Below are 18,170 nucleotides of genomic sequence, written 5' to 3' on the forward strand. Positions count from 1 at the left end.
TCGTAGGACAATTAGGGATGCTTTCCGGAAAGACAAATCGCTGGCGCCGAATTCCGCCACCCAAGCGCAGGACATTGCCATTATGACCGATATCATCAACCGCACGGACCTGACCTTCATGCTGCGCGACTGGCTGCGCATTGAAGACCTGTTCGAAGGGGAGCGTTTCTCCGCCCATTCGCTGGAGACGACCGAGGCGATGCTCGACACCGCCGAACGGATTGGCAGCGATCTGCTCGCCCCCGCGCTGCGGGCCGGCGATACGGACGAACCCTGGCAGGACGAGAACGGGCAGGTCCACGTCCATCCCAAAATCCGCGAGGCGGCGCGCGCGCTGGCGGAGAGCGGCCTCTTTTGCGCGGTGTTCGATGAGGACAAGGGCGGGATGCAACTGCCTTTTCTGGCCTATACCGCCGCCATGGGCATCCTGCATTCGGCCAACTGCGCGGCGGCGGGGTTCGTAATGCTGACGGTCGCCAATGCCCGCGTGATTGCCAATGCCGCGCCGGGGCCGCTGTTCGAGACCTTCGGCGCGCCCGAGGTGGCGGGCGAGACGTTCGGCACGATGTGCCTGTCCGAGCCCCACGCGGGCTCTTCGCTGGGAGACATTACCACGCGTGCAGTTCCGGCGGGGACGGACGATTTAGGCCACCGCTACCGCCTGCGCGGCTCCAAGATGTGGATTTCGGGCGCCGACCACGATGTGACGGAGAACATCGTCCATCTGGTCCTCGCGAAGATCGCGAACGAGGATGGATCGCTGCCTGAGGGATCGCGCGGCATATCGCTGTTCGTGGTGCCCAAGATCCTGCCGGGCGGGGAACGCAACGACGTCGCCGTGGCGGGCCTTAACCACAAGCTCGGCCAGCGCTGTCTGCCCAATGCCGCCTTCAATCTGGGCGAGGGCTTCGCCACGCCGGAAGGCGAGGCGGGCGCGATCGGCTGGCGCGTCGGGGAGCCGGGGCAGGGGCTGCCGCTGATGTTCCAGATGATGAACGAGGCGCGCATTTCGGTGGGCGTGTCCAGCGCGATGACGGCCTATCGCGGCTATCTGATCGCGCTCGCCTATGCACGCGAACGCCAGCAGGGCAGGCCCGTGGGCGAGCGCGGTGGCAGGCAAGTGCCGATCATCGCCCACGCGGACGTGCGCCGCATGCTCATGGCACAAAAAGCCATCTGCGAAGGGGCCTTTGCGCTGGGGCTCTACGCGGCCCGGTTGCAGGATGAAGAGACGGTGGCGGCCGATGCGGATGCGAAAGAGGCCGCAGGCAGCCTGCTCGGGCTGCTGACGCCGATCGTGAAATCATGGCCTTCCGAATTCGGCCAGACCTCGCTGCACTATGCGATCCAGGTTCTGGGAGGCTCTGGCTATACGCGCGATTTCGATGTGGAACTGCTCTACCGCGACAACCGCCTGAACCCGATCCATGAAGGCACCACCGGCATTCAGGGCCTCGATTTGGTCAACCGTAAGATTCGCAGGGATGGCGCCGCCACGTATCGACGCCTGCGCGAACGGGTCGAAGCAACACTGGCCTCGGCGTCAGGCCATGCGGTGCTGGACAGCAGCGCGCAGGCCGTGCGCTCGGCCTGGCAGGCGATCGATGCGGCTGTCGATGTCCTGCTTGGCCTGCCGGACGATGCCGCCGCTGCCGGACATGCCACGGCCTTCCTGACGGCGATGGGCCATGCAGTAATCGGCTGGATCTGGCTGGACATGGCAGCGCTGGCCAGCACGGTGACCGCCACCGCGCAAGGTGAGGCGGCGCGCCACCACCTGAGCGGCAAGATCAAGGCCTGCCGTTACTTCGCGCAGTTCGAACTGCCGCAGATTGACGGCTGGCTGGCGCCCCTCATGGCGGGTTCCGATGCGGTGGCGGTGATGACGCCGGAGGAGTTCCTGGGCGAGGCGGGGTAAGCGCGAGGCCCGCCCCCTGCCAGCCTATGCGTTTCGGGGCAGAACCCTGACCGTGGCCGCGCGGGCGCGGGGCGAGATCATCGATCCCAGATAGCGGCTGGCACCGTACTTGGCACGGTAGGCGGCATCGATGGCGTCGTTGGCGTCATCAGAAACCGGCTCGAAAGAGACGTCGTGTACTTGCCCGGCCAGGTGGATTTGTCCTGCTTTCTGCTTGAGGGCTGCCTGAAACCAGCTTGAACCGCGCCCGCTGTAGGCGCGGACGAAGAGGCCGTCCGGCGTGACCACGGACCAGATGAACGTGGGCGTTCCGGGCGTGGCGCCGTCCTCGCGGAAAGGGGCGATCCGGCAGTCGTCGGCTGCGGCGAACTGTTCGAGCTGCTGCGGTGTCCACATTTGAGTGTTCTCCTGAGATTGCGGGGGTGAGCGGAGCCGTTTTGGCACTGCCGCACTCAGGACCATATGGGATGCTGCCCAGCCGGTTTTATCCGCGCAAAGGCTGCACACGCCGGTGAATGATACTCATGCACGGGCGTGTGCAGAATGCGCCCGTGACTACTGCTCTTTGCTCAGCCGGGAGACCACAGGGCAGGCGTTTCGCCTGAACCCGCGCTGGCGAAATCGTCGAAGGCGTGGGGCGTCACGCGGATGATGTGATCGCGAATGAAGGCCGCGCCTTCGCGTGCGCCGTCATCCGGGTGCTTAAGTGCGCATTCCCATTCCATCACCGCCCAGCCGTCATAGCCGTATTGCGTCAGCTTGCTGAAGATGCTGGTGAAGTCGATCTGCCCGTCGCCCAGGGAACGGAACCGGCCGGGGCGTTCGACCCAGTTCTGGTAGCCGCCATAGACGCCGCTGCGGCTGGAGGGATGGAACTCCGCATCCTTCACATGGAACGCCTTGATGCGTTCGTGATAGACATCGATGAAGCCCGCGTAGTCCATCTGCTGCAGCAGGAAATGGCTGGGGTCATAGAGGATGGCGGCGGCGGGATGCCCATTCACCACATTCAGGAAGCGTTCGAAAGTCACGCCGTCGTGCAGGTCTTCGCCCGGGTGCAGTTCGAAGGCGCAGTGGACGCCGTTTTCTGCGAAAGCATCGAGCAGCGGGCACCAGCGGCGGCCGAGTTCGGCGAAGGCTTCCTCGACCAGCCCCGCCGGGCGCTGCGGCCAGGGATAGACATAGGGCCACGCCAGCGCGCCGGAAAAGGTGGCGTGGGACGTCAGCCCCAGACGGCGGCTGGCGCGTGCAGCGAGCGTGACCTGCCGTTCGGCCCATTCGCGCCGGGCGGCCGGATCGCCGCGCACTTGCGGAGCGGCAAAGCCATCAAACAGCGTGGCATAAGCGGGATGGACGGCGACCAGCTGGCCCTGCAGGTGGGTGGAAAGCTCGGTGATCTCCAGCCCCTTTTCGGCCAGACGGCCTTTGATGTCCTGACAATACGCGTCGCTTTCGGCGGCCGTTTCCAGTTCAATCAGGCGCGGATCGCAGGGCACCTGAATGCCCTTGTAGCCGAGGTCCGCCGCCCACGCGGCAAGCCCGTCCAGAGTGTCGCGCCCGGGCGCATCCGAAAGGAACTGGGCCAGGAATACCGCAGGCCCTTTGATCGTCTTCATGGCTCAGGCCTTTCGTATTTTCAGCGTACTGCGGAAAGATAGGCGGCGGTTTCGGCGAAGGCGGCGAAAGGGCCGTTCGGGAAGGGCGGTTCCAGATCCGCGAAGTAGCCCGATACGCCCAGCGCATCGGCGAGCTTCAGCAGCCGGGGCCAGTCGACCACGCCCGCGCCCAGCGGGGCGGGAACCTGCTGGGCGGCGAAGTTGGGTTTCATGCCGGGATCGATGTCCTTGATGTGCAGCATCTGCACGCGCTTGCCCGCTTTTGCCAGCTGCGCGATCGGATCGAGGCCTGCCGCTGCCATCCATCCGGCATCCATTTCAAAGCTCACCAGTTCGGGATCGGTCTCACGCAGCAGGATGTCCCAGCCGGTAGTCTTTTCCACTGGTGCGAATTCGAAGTTGTGATTGTGGTAGAACATCCGGATTCCCGCCGCACGGAACATTTCGCCGCGCTCGTTCAGGAACTGCGCCACACGCTGCCAGTCCGTTTCGGAAAAGGCATTGAAACGAGCCACCAGTTTAGCGAAGAAGTCGCTGCCCAACGGGGGAATGTCGTCGAACACCATGGGGATCGCCATCACCACCTTGTCCGCACCCATGGTGTGCAGATCGTCGATGATCTGCGGGACATTGTCCTGCAGGGTGTGGTCCTCGGGGGTGAAGCGGAATTGCCCGGGAACGTGCGAGGAGCGGATCTTCAGCCCGTTCGCATCTGCCGCGGCTTTCAGGTCCGCGGCGCTATGGCCGTTCAGCGCGATCGTTTCGATCGCGCGGTAGCCCAGCCGTGCAAGGTGCGCGAAGCTGCCCTGCAGGTCCGCTTTCACCTGCTCGGAGAGCCGGAACAGCTGGAGGCCGAGTTCATGGCCGCCTCGGCCGAAGAAGGGGCAGGTGTCTTTCGCAAAGGCGGGCATGGCGGCCGTCATGCAAGCGAGCCCCGCGCCGGACAGGAACTGGCGGCGGCTGGGAACGGTTCTGGCGATAGGATTCATGGTAGGCCTCTCCCTCTTCATGTCATTCCGTCAGGGCTACCCAGCCTTGCCGGGTGCGGCTGCCCGCCACGGCCCGTTCCACGAACCGCATCGAGCGGACGCCTTCCGCGATGCCGGGGATCGGGCATTGCGTTTGTGCGGCGCCGCGCAGCTTGTCCGCGAAATCGGAATAGATGTTGGCGAAAGCCTCGATAAAGCCCTCGGGATGGCCCACCGGGATGCGGGTGCCAGGCGCGAGCCCTTGGCCTGCGCGCAAGGTTTCCGTCCGCCCGTCCGCCCGGTCGATCCGCAGCGCACCGCAATTCTCGTGGTTCCATGTGAGCGTCCCGGTGGTGCCGTGGACTTTCAGCGTCAGGTCGTTGCGCTCGCCAGTGCAGATCTGCGAGGCGACCAGCACGCCCGGCTGCCCGCCCGCAAAGCGCAGCAGCACATTGCAATCATCGTCAAGCAGCCGCCCGCCGACCACGCTGGAAAGATCGGGCATGATCTCGGCGACCTCAAGCCCGCTGACGAATTCGGCGAGGTTGAAGGCATGGACGCCGATATCGCCGATGCAGCCGCCGATGCCCGCCTGCGCGGGATCGGTGCGCCAGTGGGCCTGCTTGTTGCCTTCCTCCTCGGCCCTGTCCGCAAGCCAGCCCTGGACATATTGGGCAGAGACCTTGCGCACTGTACCGATCGCGCCTTCCCGCACGAGTTCGCGGGCGCGGCGGACCATGGGATAGCCGGTGTAGGTGTAAGTCAGCGCATAGAGCCTGCCGGTGCGCGATACCGCATCGTGCAGAGCCAGCGTCCCGGCCAGATTGGTGGCAGCGGGTTTGTCACAGATCACATGGAGCCCGGCTTCCATCGCGGCGATGGCGATGGGCTGGTGCAAGTGGTTGGGCGTGACGATGGCGACGAACTCGGCGCCATCGGGCCGCGCGGCTTCTGCCGCGATCAGTTCGCGCCAGTCGGTATAGATGCGGTCATCCGGCAGGCCATAGCCGCGCCCGCCTGCCAGCGCGCGCTCCCGGTCGCTGCTGAAGGCCCCCGCGACAAGGGCGATCTTGCCGTCCAGCCTCGCGGCCATGGCGTGGACCGGGCCGATGAAGGCGCCGGGGCCTCCACCTATCATCGCCATGCGGACGGGGTTTGCGGCGCTTGCAGTGGAAGTCATGATCATAACCGTTGGCTCAGTGCGTGACGGGCGTGTGCTTCGGACCGCGCGAGGGCGGATGGAAGCCGAAGGCAAGGATCAGCGCGCAGAGCAGCGAAAGCGCGCTCGGCACCATGAACAGCAGCTTGTAATTCACTACGGTTTCAGGGCCGATGGGCCCGGCCACGGTGTGGGTGATCTGCGTCATCAGATAAGGGAACAGGAAGCTGGCGACGACCATGCCAATGCCCAGTACCAGCAGGTTCACCAGCCCTTGCGCACTGGTGCGCAAGTCTTCGGGGAAGGCATCGTCGAAGAAGATGTAGACCACCGCGAAATAGAACGCATAGCAGACGCCGTGGAAGAACTGCGCGGCCATGATCACGGGAATGCTGTCCGCGGCAAAGGCGAACACGGTGAAGCGCGCCGCGTGGCCCAGAACGCCGATGATCAGCGTCGTGCGCCAGCCGAGACGCGCGACCACCGGGCCCAGAACGAACATGGCCAGCACTTCGGCGATCTGGCCGAGGCTGAGCACGATCATCGAGAGGTTTCCGGCAATGCCCACGCGGTCGGTCAGGAAGGCATCGGCCATTACGAAATAGCCGTTGTGGATGATCGAATCGATGAAAGTGACGGCAAAGAGCACGGCCACGAACGGCTGGCGCAGCAGCTTCAGCGCGCTGCGCCAGGCAAGGCTGTCCACCGTCTCCGATTTGCGCGGTGGCGTGTGCGGTAGGGTGAGCGAGAAGGCCGCGAGAGCGAACGAGGCGATTGCCGCCACCAGAAAGATCCAGCGCACCTGATCGGGTGTCGCATGGGCGCCCAGCAGGAAGTAGAACGGCCAGCTCACCAGAATCCAGCCGATCGTGCCGCCCGAGCGGACTTTCCCGAAATCGCGATCCGGTTCCGCAAGGTTGGCAAAGGCCAGCGCGTTGGAGACCGAGATGGTGGGAACATAAATCAGGCTATAGGCCAGATAGAAGCCGAAGAACGCGGTAAAGCTGGTGGACCATGCCACGCCCAGCAGGCACAGGCCGGACAGGGCATGATTGAATGCCAGAAACCGCTCGGCGGCAAAGTTGCGGTCCGCGAACTGGTTGGAAAAGAACAGTCCAACGAGCGCAGCGATGCCCCAGCTGCTGCCCACCAGCGCCTGCTGCCCGGCGGAAAAGCCAAGGCTGGTCATGTAAGGGAAGATCTTCGGCGCCCAGGCACCCCAGATGGCGAGCTGGAGAGCCATCATGATGAACAGCTTCAGTTTCGTATTCACGTTGGAACCTCGCCTCAATCCCAGTGCTTCGAGGTGCTGAAGCTATTGCTTTGGTCCGGCCCTCGTGCCTTCTTTCCGCGCAAAATAGCTTTGAAGCTATGTAATGTAAACCATTACATAACGTGCCTTCAGGCAAGGCTGCTTGCCGGGTGGCACCGTTCGTTCTGGCTTTTTGGCTGATTTGGGGTCAAGGAACTCTGTGTGGCGACGATTATAGACATTGCCAGACGGGCGGGCGTTTCGGTCGCGACGGTTTCGCGCACTTTCAGCCACCCCGATAAGGTCCAGGCCAAGACGCGGGAACGGGTGAACCGCGCCGTGGCGGAGCTTGGATACAGCCCCAATGCCCTTGCGCGCGGCTTGCGCCAGATGCGCAGCCGTACGGTGATCGTGATCGTGCCGTGGATACAAAACCCGTTTTTCGCCGGGATCATTCAGGGCGTGGAGAATGTCGCCCATGACAATGGCTTCAAGGTCCTGCTGGGAGAGACGCAGGAACGGCAGGAGAGGCTGGACTACTATGCAGCGATGGTCTCCAGCAGGATCGCCGATGGATTGATCCTGCTGGGCTCGCTTTTACCGGCGGAGATATCGCAGCGTCTGGAGGGCGGGGGCGGGCAGCCGATGCCGCTGGTTCTTGCCTGTGAGCGGTTTGCGGAACTGACTTGCCCGCATGTCGCGATCGACAACGAAAGGGCTGCTTGCGAAGCGGTGCATCACTTGATCGGGCAGGGCTGCCGCCGGATCGCGACGGTTTCGGGGCCGTCCGGCAACACGCTTAGCGAGGACCGGACCGCTGGCTACCGCCGCGCGCTGGCCGAAGCCGGCTTGCCATGCCCGGACGGCTATATTCTGGAAGGCGATTTTTCGGTGGAATCCGGATACCGCATGATGGAGGCCGTATTGAAACTCGATCCCCGGCCGGACGGGATTTTCTTCGCCAACGATGAAATGGCGATTGGCGGACTGCGGGCGATCGGCAAGGCTGGGTTGTCGGTCCCCGGCGATTTTGCGGTCATCGGTTTCGACGATATCCGCTTCGCCGAATATGTAACGCCGCCGCTGTCGACGATCCGGCAGCCGACAGGCGAGATTGGAGAAACCGCGATGCGCCTGATGCTGGAGCATCTGAATGCAACCCCGGCCGAGGTTTCGCAGGTCATTCTCGACCACCAGCTTGTCGTCCGGGAATCATCATTGCGCGGAGCGCTGCCCAGCCAGGCCGGACAAGCAGATAAACAATAGCCCGCACCGTTTCCGGCGCGGGCTATCGGCTTGGTCAATCCGCAGTCGGCAGAGGTTTACCCTGCTTGGACTTACCCGGCGTAGACGGGGAAGACGCTGGCATCGCCATAGTCCTTGATGCGCTCGACGTTCTTCAGCACTGCCATGTCTTCATCGGAAATTGCGAAGTCCACCGCCGCATTGGCGCGGATGTGATCGAGGTTGCCGGACTTGGGCAGCGGCAGCATGCCAAGCTGCAGGCAATAGCGGATGCAAAGCTGGGCGATCGACACGCCATACTTGGCCGCGAGCGGGGCGATGTCCGCGCTGTCGAGGATCTTGCCGTGCGCGACGGGCGAATAGGCCTCGACGAGGATGCCCTTGCTCTTGGTATAGTCGATCAGATCAAAGGGCGTGTTGCTGACGTGGGCGAGGATCTGGTTGACCATCGGGGCGACCGAGCCGTTGTCGATCAGGTTGTCGAGGTCCGGCTTTTCGAAGTTCGACACGCCGATCGAGCGCAGCTTGCCTGCGCCATAGGCTTCTTCCATTGCGCGCCAGGCTTCCAGGTTGCCTTCGAAGAAGTGCTCGCCCTTGCGGAAATCGGCCCAAGGCTGCGGGCTATGGATCAGCATCAGGTCAATGTGGTCAAGGCCCAGCGTCTGCAGCGAGCCATCGATCGCGGCTTTGGCTTCGGCAAAGCTCTTGATTCCGGCATCAAGCTTGGTCGTCACGAACAGCTCGTCACGGGCCACGCCGCTGGTGCGGACGCCTTGGCCGACGCCGTTCTCGTTGGCATAGGCCTGCGCCGTGTCGATGTGGCGATAGCCCATTTCGATCGCGCCGCGCACGACCTGGGCGACATCGCCGTCTTCGATCATCCAGGTGCCGAGGCCGAGCTTGGGAATGGCAACGCCGTTGGAGAGGGTGTAGGTTTCGCTCAGGATCATTTTTCAGCCTTTCTGTCTTCGTGGACATGCAGATCCGGCGCTTCCGGTGTCCGCAGCGAACTCAAGCGAGTCCGTGTTTCCATGCTCCCAAACTAAGCCTCAGGCACGGTGCGGACTAGATAGGGTGGATGCGATGCAGCGTTGAGTTGTGCTCATCTACGGATACATCCGTGGCAGAACGCAGGAAAATAAAGTCGCACGGGTTTCCTCTCTGAGCATGAGCTGAGCTCATCGCCGCGCGAAACAGAAGAGTGGTTATCCGCAGCCGGGCAGGGCTGTAGAAGCGCCGCTTCAACCCGGCGGTCCCATAAGCGGGCACGGCCATAAGCGCCGTCCGCCGGGACCAACCGTAAAGTGGCTTTCAGACAATGACCGAACAACACACTCCCGGAGCGCGGGGAAGCGCGCTTGCTCTTCTGGCACTGGGCCTTGGCGCCTTTGCCATCTCCACCTCCGAATTCGCCAGCATGGGGCTGATGCCGCTCTTTGCCGGGGATCTCGGGCTGAGTATCCCGGCTGCGGCCAACGGGATCACCGCCTATGCGGTCGGCGTGATGATCGGCGCGCCGGTGCTGACAATCGCGACGGCCCGGCTCAACAAGAAGCGGCTGTTGATTGCCCTGATCGTGCTGGCCTTTCTTGCCAACATATGCACCGCCTTCGCGGGGGATCTCGTCTCGCTGATCGCCGGGCGTTTCCTCAGCGGCCTGCCGCAAGGCGTCTATTTCGGCGCTGCATCGACGGTCGCCACGCGCATCGTCGGGCCGGACCGGGCAGGGCGCGCCGTGTCGCTGGTGTTCTCCGGCATATCCGTGGCGACTATTGCCGGGGCGCCGCTCGGCACTTTCATCGGGCAGCAGTTTGACTGGCGCGCGGCCTATGCCGCGATCGGGCTGCTGGCGCTGGCTGCTGCGCTTGTCCTTGCCTTCGCCGTGCCGCAACGCCGCGATCTTGCCGGAGGGCCGATCCGTCAGGAACTGGCATCGCTCCGCCGCCTCAATGTGTGGATCATGGTGCTGTTCTGCTCTTTTGCCGTGGCCAGCCTCTTTGCGATCTACACTTTCATCGGGCCGCTCGTAACCGGTGTCGCCGGAATGCCCGCATCGATGACGCCGGTTGCGCAGATGCTGATTGGTTTCGGCATAGCGCTGGGCGCGCTGTGGGGCGGCGCCATGGCGGACCGGTACCGTTTCCGGGCAATGATTCTGGCCCTGATGACCGCGATGGCCGCCATGGTGGCGATGTACTTTCTTGCTCCCGTGGCTATCGCGCTGATGGCGATGTTCTTTGTCTGCGCGTTTCTGCTGAATGCCGCCGTGCCTTCGATCACGGTCCAGATGATGCGCATGGCGCCGGAATCACCAACGATGATGGGGGCGCTCAATATGGCTGCCTTCAACATTGCCAATGCCGTGGGAGCCATTGCTGGTGCCGTCACGGTCGATGCGGGATGGGGGCTGCGCTCTCCGATTCTGGCCGGGTTCGGCCTGACCGGTCTTGCGCTGGCTGTTTTTGGCTTGGCCTGGCCATGCCTTCGATCGCATCGCGGTGCCTGAATCGCAGGTATAAGCATCTGCGCCGGGCAAGGGCAGGCGGGTGGTGTGCCTTTGCCCGGCCGGCTAATGCGGGGCAGGCCGTATGGCAGGTCATGGAGGTAACGATCGCTGCGAAGGGTGACAGGGGGGTGGCGGCCGGGCCGGTTGAGGCCGATGCGATTCCGCCGCTGGATGGCGAAGGCCCGCTGTGGCTGCAGATCCGCCGGTCGATGGCGCTGGCGATCTTCAATGGAGACTGGCCTGCCGGAACCCGGCTTCCCTCCGAACTGGTCCTGACCCATCACTATGCGGCCGCGCGCATGACGGTGAACAAGGCAATCCAGAGCCTTGCCACAGAAGGGCTCGTCGAACGCCGCCCGAAAACCGGCACGATCGTCACGGGCCGCGCGCGCGAACGCCCTGTGCTCGAAATCTGGGACCCGGCCGATGCCGTGCGCCGGGAAGGCGGCCATTATGGCTACCGGCTGATCCGCTGCGGCATGATGGCGGAAGGGGCGCCCAGCCGCACCGGGCATGGGCTTGGGGAGAATGTCCCCGTTATCCAGATCCTGTGCCTGCACCTCGCGGACGGCAAGCCGTTCCAGCTTGAAGAGCGTTTCGTCAATGTCGAGGCTGCGCCCCGCATCACTTGCCAATTGCTGGAGGATGTAAGCCCGGGCCAATGGCTGCTGGCCAATGTGCCCTGGACCGAAGCGAAGCACCGCATCGCCGCGCGGGGCGCCACGCCCATGGTGGCGGAGCAGCTGGCGATTGCCGAAGGCGAAGCGTGCCTTGTCGTCGAGCGGCGCACCTGGAATGGCGATATTCCGGTCACGTTCGGACGGTTCTGGTATCCGGGGGACGACCACAGTCTGGAAGGAGGCTTCCGGCCCTCCTGGTAGGCTGTTTCCTGATGGCTAGACGGCCAGCTTGCCAGCCACGGCGGCAAAGCGGCGCTCGATGGCATCACGCTGGCAATGGCGGCCTTGCGAAACCATCCGGCATCCATTGCGCCAGACGCTGTCGATGCGCCCGTTGCCGAATATCCAGCGGTCCAGCGCATAGTCTCCCGGCCCCACCGGATCGGGGGCAAGGGCAACGATATCGGCAGGGGCACCGGCCTCTAGCGCGGGCGTTGCCCCAAGTGCCTTGCCACCGCCTGCCAACGCGGCATCGAACAGCATGCGCCCGTTGGACCGGTCTGGTTTAGCCAGAACCGTGCGCTGCTGCCGCGAGAGGCGTTGTCCATATTCGAGCCACCGCAATTCCTCGGCGGCATCGATCCGGACATTGGAATCGCTGCCGATGCCGAAAGTGCCTCCTGCCGCCATGAACCCGGCTGCAGGGAATATCCCGTCGCCCAGATTGGCTTCGGTGACCGGGCAAAGGCCCACGACAGCACCGCTGGCGGCGATGTTCGCCAGTTCGGCCTGATCTACATGCGTCGCGTGGATCAGGCACCAGCGCGGACTGGCATCGTGATGATCGAGCAGCCACTCCACCGGTCTCTGGCCTGACCACGACAGGCACTCTTCCACTTCCTTCGCCTGTTCGGCGATGTGGATGTGGATGGGGCCCTCCGGAGCCAGTGTCAGCAGCGCGGGAAGTTCGTCCGGCGTTACGGCGCGCAGCGAATGCGGTGCCATGCCCAGCACGGCGCCGGGGAGGGGAGCGATCACCTCACGGCTCGCTTCGCGCAGCGTGGCGTAACGGTCCAGATTGCAGATGAAACGCTGCTGCCTTTTATCTGGAGCCATGCCTCCAAAGCCCGCATGGGCATAGAACACCGGCAGCAAGGTCAGCGCGATGCCCGTTTCCTGCGCGGCTGCGGCGATCGCTGCGGCCATTTCGGCGGGATTGTCATAAGGCCGCCCGTCCGGCTGATGGTGCAGGTAGTGAAACTCGCCAACGCGGGTGAAACCTGCTTCCAGCATTTCGGCATAGGCCATGGCCGCAATAGCGGCCACGTCTTCGGGCGAGATCTGTCCGGCGATCCGGTACATCAGATCGCGCCAGCTCCAGAAGTCGTCGCTTTCCGGGCCCAGCCGGGTTTCCGCCAGTCCTGCCATCAGGCGCTGAAACGCGTGGCTGTGGAGGTTGGGCAGGCCGGGAAGGCCAGTGGCAAAGCGCTCGTCACCTGCTTCAGGGACTGTATCTGTTTCCACCGTACCGATCCGGCCGCCGTTGATCCGGACGCGGACACCCGATGCCCATCCATCTGGCAGCAGCGCCTGTGCGAACCATATAGCCGTCATCCGCAGTTCCCTTTCAGGGGTGGACAGTACCCGTGACTCATGTATTTGTATATACAAATAGAGGGCGACGCGATGGCAGACCGAATTTGGCGCAATGCGCGTTTGGCGACAATGGCGGATACCGGCCTCGGCGTGATCGAGGATGGCCTTGTTGCGTGCACGGACGGCCTCATCACATATGCCGGAGCCGCGGCGGATGCTCCCCCGTCGGGGAGCGCCGATGTGACCGATTGCGAGGGGCGCTGGATCACGCCGGGCCTGATCGATTGCCACACGCACCTGATCCACGGCGGCAACCGCGCGGCCGAATTCGCCCTGCGGCTGAGCGGTGCGAGCTATGAGGAAATTGCCCGGGCAGGGGGCGGTATCGTTTCAACCATGCGGGCAACGCGCGAGGCCAGTGAAGCCGAGCTGGTGCAACTGGCCTTGCCCCGCCTCGATGCCATGCTGGCCGAGGGCGTTACTACTGTGGAAGTGAAGTCCGGCTACGGCCTCTCTCTTGCCAGCGAGATGAAAATGCTGCGCGCGGCGGCGCGTTTGGAGAAGGAGCGTGACGTGCGCGTCGTGCGGACTTTTCTGGGCGCACATGCTGTGCCGCCCGAATTCGCAGGGAATGCGGACGGCTATATCGATCTCGTCTGCGGCGAAATGATCCCCGCCATCGCGCGCGAAGGGCTGGCCGATGCGGTGGATGCCTTCTGCGAAGGGATCGGCTTCACGCCGGAGCAGACCGCGCGCGTCTTCACCGCCGCCAGGGCGCACGGCCTTCCGGTCAAACTGCATGCCGAACAACTGTCCGCGCTGGGCGGTTCGAGCCTTGCGGCGCGGAATGGAGCCCTGTCCGCCGATCATCTGGAATATGCGAGCGAGGCCGATGTGACCGCGATGGCCGCCGCGGGCACCGTGGCGGTGCTGCTGCCGGGGGCATACTATTTCATGCGCGAGACGAAGCTGCCGCCGGTCGCCGCCATGCGCAAAGCAGGCGTGGTGATCGCGCTCGGCACGGACTGCAATCCCGGCACTTCGCCGCTTACTTCCCCGCTGCTAGTGCTCAACATGGCCGCCACGCTGTTTCGCATGACCGTGGAAGAGGCGCTGCGCGGCATGACGGTGAACGCGGCCCGCGCGCTTGGCCTTTCCAGCCGGATCGGCACGCTGAAAGCGGGCAAGGCTTGCGATCTTGCCATCTGGTCGATCGATGACCCTGCCGAGCTGGTTTACCGCATCGGCTTCAATCCCCTTCACACCCGTATCAGGAACGGACGATGATCCTTACTCCCGGCGCCATCCCCTACGCAGACTGGCGCGCCATCTATGAGGGCGCCGCGCCCACGCTCGATCCCGCGTGCGCCGGGGCTATTGCCGCCAGCGCGGCCGCCGTCGAGCGGATCGTGGCCAAGGGGGCGCCGGTCTATGGCATCAACACTGGCTTCGGAAAGCTGGCGAGCGTGCGGATCGAGGCCGGGGATCTGGCCGCGCTCCAGCGCAATATCGTGTTGAGCCATGCGGCCGGGGTAGGGGAGCCGATGCCGGTGCCGGTCGCGCGGCTGATGATGGCGCTGAAGCTGGCGAGCCTGGCGCAAGGCGCATCGGGCGTCCGCCCCGCTACCACGGCGCTGCTCGAAGCGATGCTGACGAACGGTCTGACGCCCGCCGTTCCCGCGCAAGGTTCGGTGGGGGCGAGCGGCGATCTCGCACCGCTGGCGCATATGACTGCCGCGATGCTCGGTGTGGGGGATATCATCGTGGACGGCCGGCATGTGCCCGCTGCGCAGGCGCTGGCGGGGGCCGGGCTGGCACCGCTGGAACTGGGGCCAAAGGAAGGGCTGGCGCTGCTTAACGGCACCCAGTTCAGCACGGCCTACGCTCTGGCGGGACTGTTCGAGGCGGAGCGCATCTACCGCTCGGCGCTGGTAACGGGCATTCTTTCCACCGAAGCGGCCAAGGGTACCGATGCGCCGTTCGATGCACGCATTCACGCTCTGCGCGGCCATCGCGGCCAGATCGATACGGCGGATGCGCTGCGCCGGATGATGACGAACTCCGCCATCCGCGCCAGTCACCGCGAAAACGATATCCGCGTGCAGGACCCCTATTGCCTGCGCTGTCAGCCGCAAGTGATGGGCGCCGCGCTCGATTTGTTGCGCCAGGCGGCGGCGACGCTGGTGACCGAAGCCAATGGCGTCAGCGATAATCCGCTGATCTTCCCGGACACGGACGAGGCGCTGTCCGGCGGCAATTTTCATGCAGAACCCGTCGCCTTCGCCGCCGACATGATCGCCATGGCCCTGTGCGAGATGGGCAGCCTGGCCGAGCGCCGCATTGCCATGCTGGTCGATCCGGCGCTGTCTGGTCTGCCCGCGTTCCTGACGCCGAAGCCGGGGCTCAATTCGGGCTTCATGATCCCGCAGGTGACGGCGGCCGCGCTTGTCAGCGAGAACAAGCAGCGCGCCTTTCCCGCCTCGGTCGATTCCATTCCGACATCGGCCAATCAGGAAGACCATGTTTCGATGGCGGCCCACGGCGCGCGGCGGCTGCAGGCGATAGCGGGCAATGCCGATGCCGTGCTGGGCATCGAACTGCTTGCTGCGGCGCAGGGCTGCGATTTTCATGCTCCGCTGACGTCCAGTGCCACCGTGGAAGCCGTCCGCGCGGCGCTGCGCGAGAAAGTGCCCACGCTCACCGATGACCGTCACATGGCGCCGGACATAGCCGCTGCCACAGCCATGGTGACGCAGGGCACGCTGGTGAATCTAGCCGGAGAACTGCCGGGAGTGTTCGTGTGATGCCCGGCTGGCTCACGGTGAAGCGGTCCGGCAGTCCGCTGATCCTTGCCATGCCGCATGGCGGAACGGCGATTCCGGCGGACATGCTGGACCGCTTTCAATCGCCCTGGCTGGCCCGGCGCGATGCCGATTGGCATATCGCCGATCTCTACGCCGGGCTGGCCGATGCGACCGTGGTTGCCACCGGCATTTCACGCAGCGTCATCGATGTGAACCGCGATCCCTCGGGCGCTTCGCTCTATCCAGGGCAGGCAACGACCGGCCTGTGTCCTGAAACCACGTTCGATGGCGAGCCGCTCTACATCGGCGATGGTCCCGATTCGGCGGAAATCGCTCGGCGGCGGGAAACATGGTTCGATCCCTATCACGCCGCGCTGGGGCAGGAGATCGCGCGGCTGCGCAAGCTTCATTCCCGCGTGATCGTTTACGATTGCCACTCCATCCGCAGCCGCATCCCGCGTCTCTTCGATGGCGCCTTGCCGGAACTCAACATCGGCACCAACGATGGTGCTGCCTGTGCCCCGGCACTGCGCGAGGCCGTTATGGCGGCTGCCGTGGCTTCCGGCCGCAGCGCCGTGCTGGACGGGCGTTTCAAGGGGGGCTGGACCACGCGCCACTATGGCTGCCCGCAAGACGGTGTGCATGCCGTGCAGATGGAACTGGCGATCCGCGCCTACCTGCCCGAGCCCACCGGCAGCGTGACCTCTGACAACTGGCCGCCCGCTTTCGATCCTGAATACGCCGCGCCGCTGCGCACGGTGCTTTCGCACGTCCTTTCCGCCTGCCTTGAGTTTGCCCGGGAGTTTCCTGCATGAACCGTCTCGATCCGGCTCGCACTATCCGCCCCGCCACCGGCACCACGCTCCATGCCAAGAGCTGGCAGACCGAAGCGGCGATGCGGATGTTGATGAACAACCTGCATCCCGATGTGGCCGAGAACCCGCAGGAACTGGTGGTCTATGGTGGCATCGGCCGCGCCGCACGCGACTGGGCAAGCTATGACCGGATCGTAGAGACGCTGGCGCGGCTGGAGGACGATCACACGCTGCTGATTCAGTCGGGCAAGCCGGTGGGGGTGTTCCGGACCCACCGCGATGCCCCGCGCGTGCTGATCGCCAATTCCAACCTCGTGCCCAAGTGGGCGGACTGGGAGCACTTCGACGAACTCGATCGCAAGGGGCTGGCCATGTACGGCCAGATGACGGCGGGTTCGTGGATCTACATCGGCACGCAAGGCATCGTTCAGGGCACGTACGAGACGTTCGCCGAGATGGGCCGCCAGCACTATGGTGGAGACTTGTCGGGCAAGTGGCTGCTGACCGCAGGCCTCGGCGGCATGGGCGGCGCGCAGCCGCTGGCGGCAGTGATGGCGGGGGCTTCGTGCCTTGCCATCGAATGCCAGCAGAGCCGCATCGCAATGCGCCTGCGCACCGGCTATCTCGACCGGGCGGCGGACAGTCTGGACGAAGCGCTGGAGATCGTCACGAACGCAAAGGAGCCGGTCTCGGTCGGCTTGCTGGGCAATGCGTCGGAATTGCTGCCGGAGATTTACGCGCGCGGCGTGCGGCCGGATCTGCTGACCGACCAGACCAGCGCGCACGACCCGGTCAATGGTTACTTGCCAGCAGGCTGGACCGTCGAACGCTGGATCGCCACGCGCGAGCAGGACCCGGCGGCAGTCGCGGCTGCCGCCAAGGCCTCGATGGCACGTCATGTCGAAACGATGCTGGCATTCCAGGCCGATGGCGTGCCGACGGTCGATTACGGCAACAATATCCGTCAGGTGGCCAAGGATGAGGGCGTGGAGAACGCCTTTGCCTTCCCCGGTTTCGTGCCCGCCTATATCCGCCCGCTGTTCTGCCGCGGTATCGGCCCGTTCCGCTGGGCGGCACTGTCGGGCGATCCCGAGGATATCTACAAGACCGACGCCAAGGTAAAGGAACTGCTGCCTGACGATGGGCACTTGCACCGCTGGCTCGACATGGCGCGCGAGCGCATCCGGTTTCAGGGCCTGCCCGCGCGTATCTGCTGGGTGGGGCTGGGAGACCGGCACCGGCTGGGCCTTGCCTTCAATGAAATGGTGGCGCGCGGTGAACTGAAAGCCCCGGTTGTGATCGGGCGCGACCATCTCGACAGTGGCTCCGTCGCCAGCCCGAACCGCGAGACCGAGGCCATGCGCGATGGGTCCGATGCAGTGTCCGACTGGCCGCTGCTCAATGCTCTGCTCAACACCGCGAGTGGCGCGACCTGGGTTTCGCTGCACCATGGCGGCGGCGTCGGCATGGGCTATTCGCAGCACGCGGGCATGGTCATCGTTGCCGATGGCACGCCCGAGGCGGCGGAGCGGCTGGGCCGGGTGCTGTGGAACGATCCCGCAACCGGCGTCATGCGCCATGCCGACGCGGGTTACGATATCGCTCTCGATTGTGCCCGGGAGAAGGGACTGGACCTGCCCGCTATCCTCTGAATTGCGGCGCGGCGGGTGG

At 64.7% G+C, this 18,170-nt stretch carries 15 protein-coding genes; 8 read left to right on the plus strand and 7 right to left on the minus strand.

Annotated elements, in window-relative coordinates:
* Positions 1–82: 82 nt before the first annotated feature.
* The gene (locus MTR66_RS12525; protein WP_243921513.1) at positions 83–1,918 is read left to right on the plus strand and encodes an acyl-CoA dehydrogenase; all 1,836 of its coding nucleotides are present in this window, start codon (positions 83–85) and stop codon (positions 1,916–1,918) included.
* 24 nt (positions 1,919–1,942) lie between these two features.
* On the opposite strand, the gene MTR66_RS12530 is transcribed toward MTR66_RS12525, so the two are convergent.
* The 5 genes from MTR66_RS12530 to MTR66_RS12550 all read right to left on the minus strand — a co-directional run bounded on the left by MTR66_RS12530 (position 1,943) and on the right by MTR66_RS12550 (position 6,934).
* Positions 1,943–2,314 (minus strand): DUF2255 family protein, encoded by a 372-nt coding sequence (locus MTR66_RS12530; RefSeq protein ID WP_243921515.1) that lies wholly within the window; start codon positions 2,312–2,314, stop codon positions 1,943–1,945.
* A gap of 173 nt (positions 2,315–2,487) precedes the next feature.
* On the minus strand, positions 2,488–3,534 hold the full coding sequence (locus MTR66_RS12535) for a sugar phosphate isomerase/epimerase family protein (RefSeq protein WP_243921517.1): 1,047 nt from the start codon (positions 3,532–3,534) through the stop codon (positions 2,488–2,490).
* 20 nt (positions 3,535–3,554) lie between these two features.
* Positions 3,555–4,523 (minus strand): sugar phosphate isomerase/epimerase family protein, encoded by a 969-nt coding sequence (locus MTR66_RS12540; protein WP_243921519.1) that lies wholly within the window; start codon positions 4,521–4,523, stop codon positions 3,555–3,557.
* 22 nt (positions 4,524–4,545) lie between these two features.
* Positions 4,546–5,682, minus strand: coding sequence for a Gfo/Idh/MocA family protein (locus tag MTR66_RS12545; protein WP_243921522.1), 1,137 nt, complete (start codon positions 5,680–5,682; stop codon positions 4,546–4,548).
* 16 nt (positions 5,683–5,698) lie between these two features.
* Complete coding sequence (locus MTR66_RS12550) at positions 5,699–6,934, minus strand: MFS transporter (protein ID WP_243921524.1); 1,236 nt, start codon at positions 6,932–6,934, stop codon at positions 5,699–5,701.
* Between the two features lie 201 nt (positions 6,935–7,135).
* On the opposite strand from MTR66_RS12550, the gene MTR66_RS12555 reads away from it, so the two are divergent.
* Positions 7,136–8,179, plus strand: coding sequence for a LacI family DNA-binding transcriptional regulator (locus MTR66_RS12555; RefSeq protein WP_243921526.1), 1,044 nt, complete (start codon positions 7,136–7,138; stop codon positions 8,177–8,179).
* A gap of 71 nt (positions 8,180–8,250) precedes the next feature.
* Here MTR66_RS12555 and MTR66_RS12560 read toward each other — a convergent pair whose 3' ends face one another.
* Positions 8,251–9,108 (minus strand): aldo/keto reductase, encoded by an 858-nt coding sequence (locus MTR66_RS12560; protein WP_243921528.1) that lies wholly within the window; start codon positions 9,106–9,108, stop codon positions 8,251–8,253.
* A gap of 368 nt (positions 9,109–9,476) precedes the next feature.
* Here MTR66_RS12560 and MTR66_RS12565 point away from each other — a divergent pair, with 368 nt between their 5' ends.
* A complete protein-coding gene (locus MTR66_RS12565; RefSeq protein ID WP_243921530.1) occupies positions 9,477–10,664 on the plus strand; it encodes an MFS transporter in 1,188 nt (395 codons plus the stop codon).
* 92 nt (positions 10,665–10,756) lie between these two features.
* Positions 10,757–11,545, plus strand: a complete 789-nt coding sequence (locus tag MTR66_RS12570) for a UTRA domain-containing protein (protein WP_243921532.1) — start codon at positions 10,757–10,759, stop codon at positions 11,543–11,545.
* Between the two features lie 15 nt (positions 11,546–11,560).
* Here MTR66_RS12570 and MTR66_RS12575 read toward each other — a convergent pair whose 3' ends face one another.
* Positions 11,561–12,898, minus strand: a complete 1,338-nt coding sequence (locus tag MTR66_RS12575; protein WP_243921535.1) for a formimidoylglutamate deiminase — start codon at positions 12,896–12,898, stop codon at positions 11,561–11,563.
* A 72-nt stretch (positions 12,899–12,970) separates the two neighbouring features.
* Between MTR66_RS12575 and hutI the strand changes: the two genes are divergently transcribed.
* From hutI to hutU, 4 genes are read left to right on the plus strand one after another with little or no spacing between them, the layout of a single operon-like run.
* Positions 12,971–14,167: an imidazolonepropionase gene (hutI, locus tag MTR66_RS12580; RefSeq protein WP_243921537.1), complete on the plus strand. Its 1,197-nt coding sequence runs from the start codon at positions 12,971–12,973 to the stop codon at positions 14,165–14,167.
* The gene (gene hutH, locus MTR66_RS12585; RefSeq protein ID WP_243921539.1) at positions 14,164–15,684 is read left to right on the plus strand and encodes a histidine ammonia-lyase; all 1,521 of its coding nucleotides are present in this window, start codon (positions 14,164–14,166) and stop codon (positions 15,682–15,684) included. The genes hutI and hutH overlap by 4 nt, the downstream gene beginning before the upstream one ends.
* Positions 15,684–16,499, plus strand: a complete 816-nt coding sequence (hutG, locus tag MTR66_RS12590) for an N-formylglutamate deformylase (protein WP_243921541.1) — start codon at positions 15,684–15,686, stop codon at positions 16,497–16,499. Before hutH ends, hutG begins: the two co-directional genes overlap by 1 nt.
* Entirely contained in the window at positions 16,496–18,151 is a 1,656-nt protein-coding gene (hutU, locus tag MTR66_RS12595; protein WP_243921543.1) for a urocanate hydratase, read from the plus strand. Before hutG ends, hutU begins: the two co-directional genes overlap by 4 nt.
* The last annotated feature ends 19 nt before the right edge of the window (positions 18,152–18,170 follow it).

The organism is Novosphingobium beihaiense (assembly GCF_022832375.1).
Classification (GTDB): Bacteria; Pseudomonadota; Alphaproteobacteria; order Sphingomonadales; family Sphingomonadaceae; genus Novosphingobium; species Novosphingobium beihaiensis.

Excerpts from the sequence above, each read along its gene's own strand:
- MTR66_RS12525 (WP_243921513.1), top strand. The coding sequence starts at position 83 with ATGACCGATATCATCAACCGCACGGACCTGACCTTCATGCTGCGCGAC.
- MTR66_RS12535 (WP_243921517.1), bottom strand. The coding sequence starts at position 3,534 with ATGAAGACGATCAAAGGGCCTGCGGTATTCCTGGCCCAGTTCCTTTCG.
- MTR66_RS12545 (WP_243921522.1), bottom strand. The coding sequence starts at position 5,682 with ATGACTTCCACTGCAAGCGCCGCAAACCCCGTCCGCATGGCGATGATA.
- hutI (WP_243921537.1), top strand. The coding sequence starts at position 12,971 with ATGGCAGACCGAATTTGGCGCAATGCGCGTTTGGCGACAATGGCGGAT.
- MTR66_RS12530 (WP_243921515.1), bottom strand. The coding sequence starts at position 2,314 with ATGTGGACACCGCAGCAGCTCGAACAGTTCGCCGCAGCCGACGACTGC.
- MTR66_RS12540 (WP_243921519.1), bottom strand. The coding sequence starts at position 4,523 with ATGAATCCTATCGCCAGAACCGTTCCCAGCCGCCGCCAGTTCCTGTCC.
- hutG (WP_243921541.1), top strand. The coding sequence starts at position 15,684 with ATGCCCGGCTGGCTCACGGTGAAGCGGTCCGGCAGTCCGCTGATCCTT.
- MTR66_RS12565 (WP_243921530.1), top strand. The coding sequence starts at position 9,477 with ATGACCGAACAACACACTCCCGGAGCGCGGGGAAGCGCGCTTGCTCTT.
- MTR66_RS12575 (WP_243921535.1), bottom strand. The coding sequence starts at position 12,898 with ATGACGGCTATATGGTTCGCACAGGCGCTGCTGCCAGATGGATGGGCA.
- hutU (WP_243921543.1), top strand. The coding sequence starts at position 16,496 with ATGAACCGTCTCGATCCGGCTCGCACTATCCGCCCCGCCACCGGCACC.
- MTR66_RS12570 (WP_243921532.1), top strand. The coding sequence starts at position 10,757 with ATGGAGGTAACGATCGCTGCGAAGGGTGACAGGGGGGTGGCGGCCGGG.
- MTR66_RS12560 (WP_243921528.1), bottom strand. The coding sequence starts at position 9,108 with ATGATCCTGAGCGAAACCTACACCCTCTCCAACGGCGTTGCCATTCCC.
- hutH (WP_243921539.1), top strand. The coding sequence starts at position 14,164 with ATGATCCTTACTCCCGGCGCCATCCCCTACGCAGACTGGCGCGCCATC.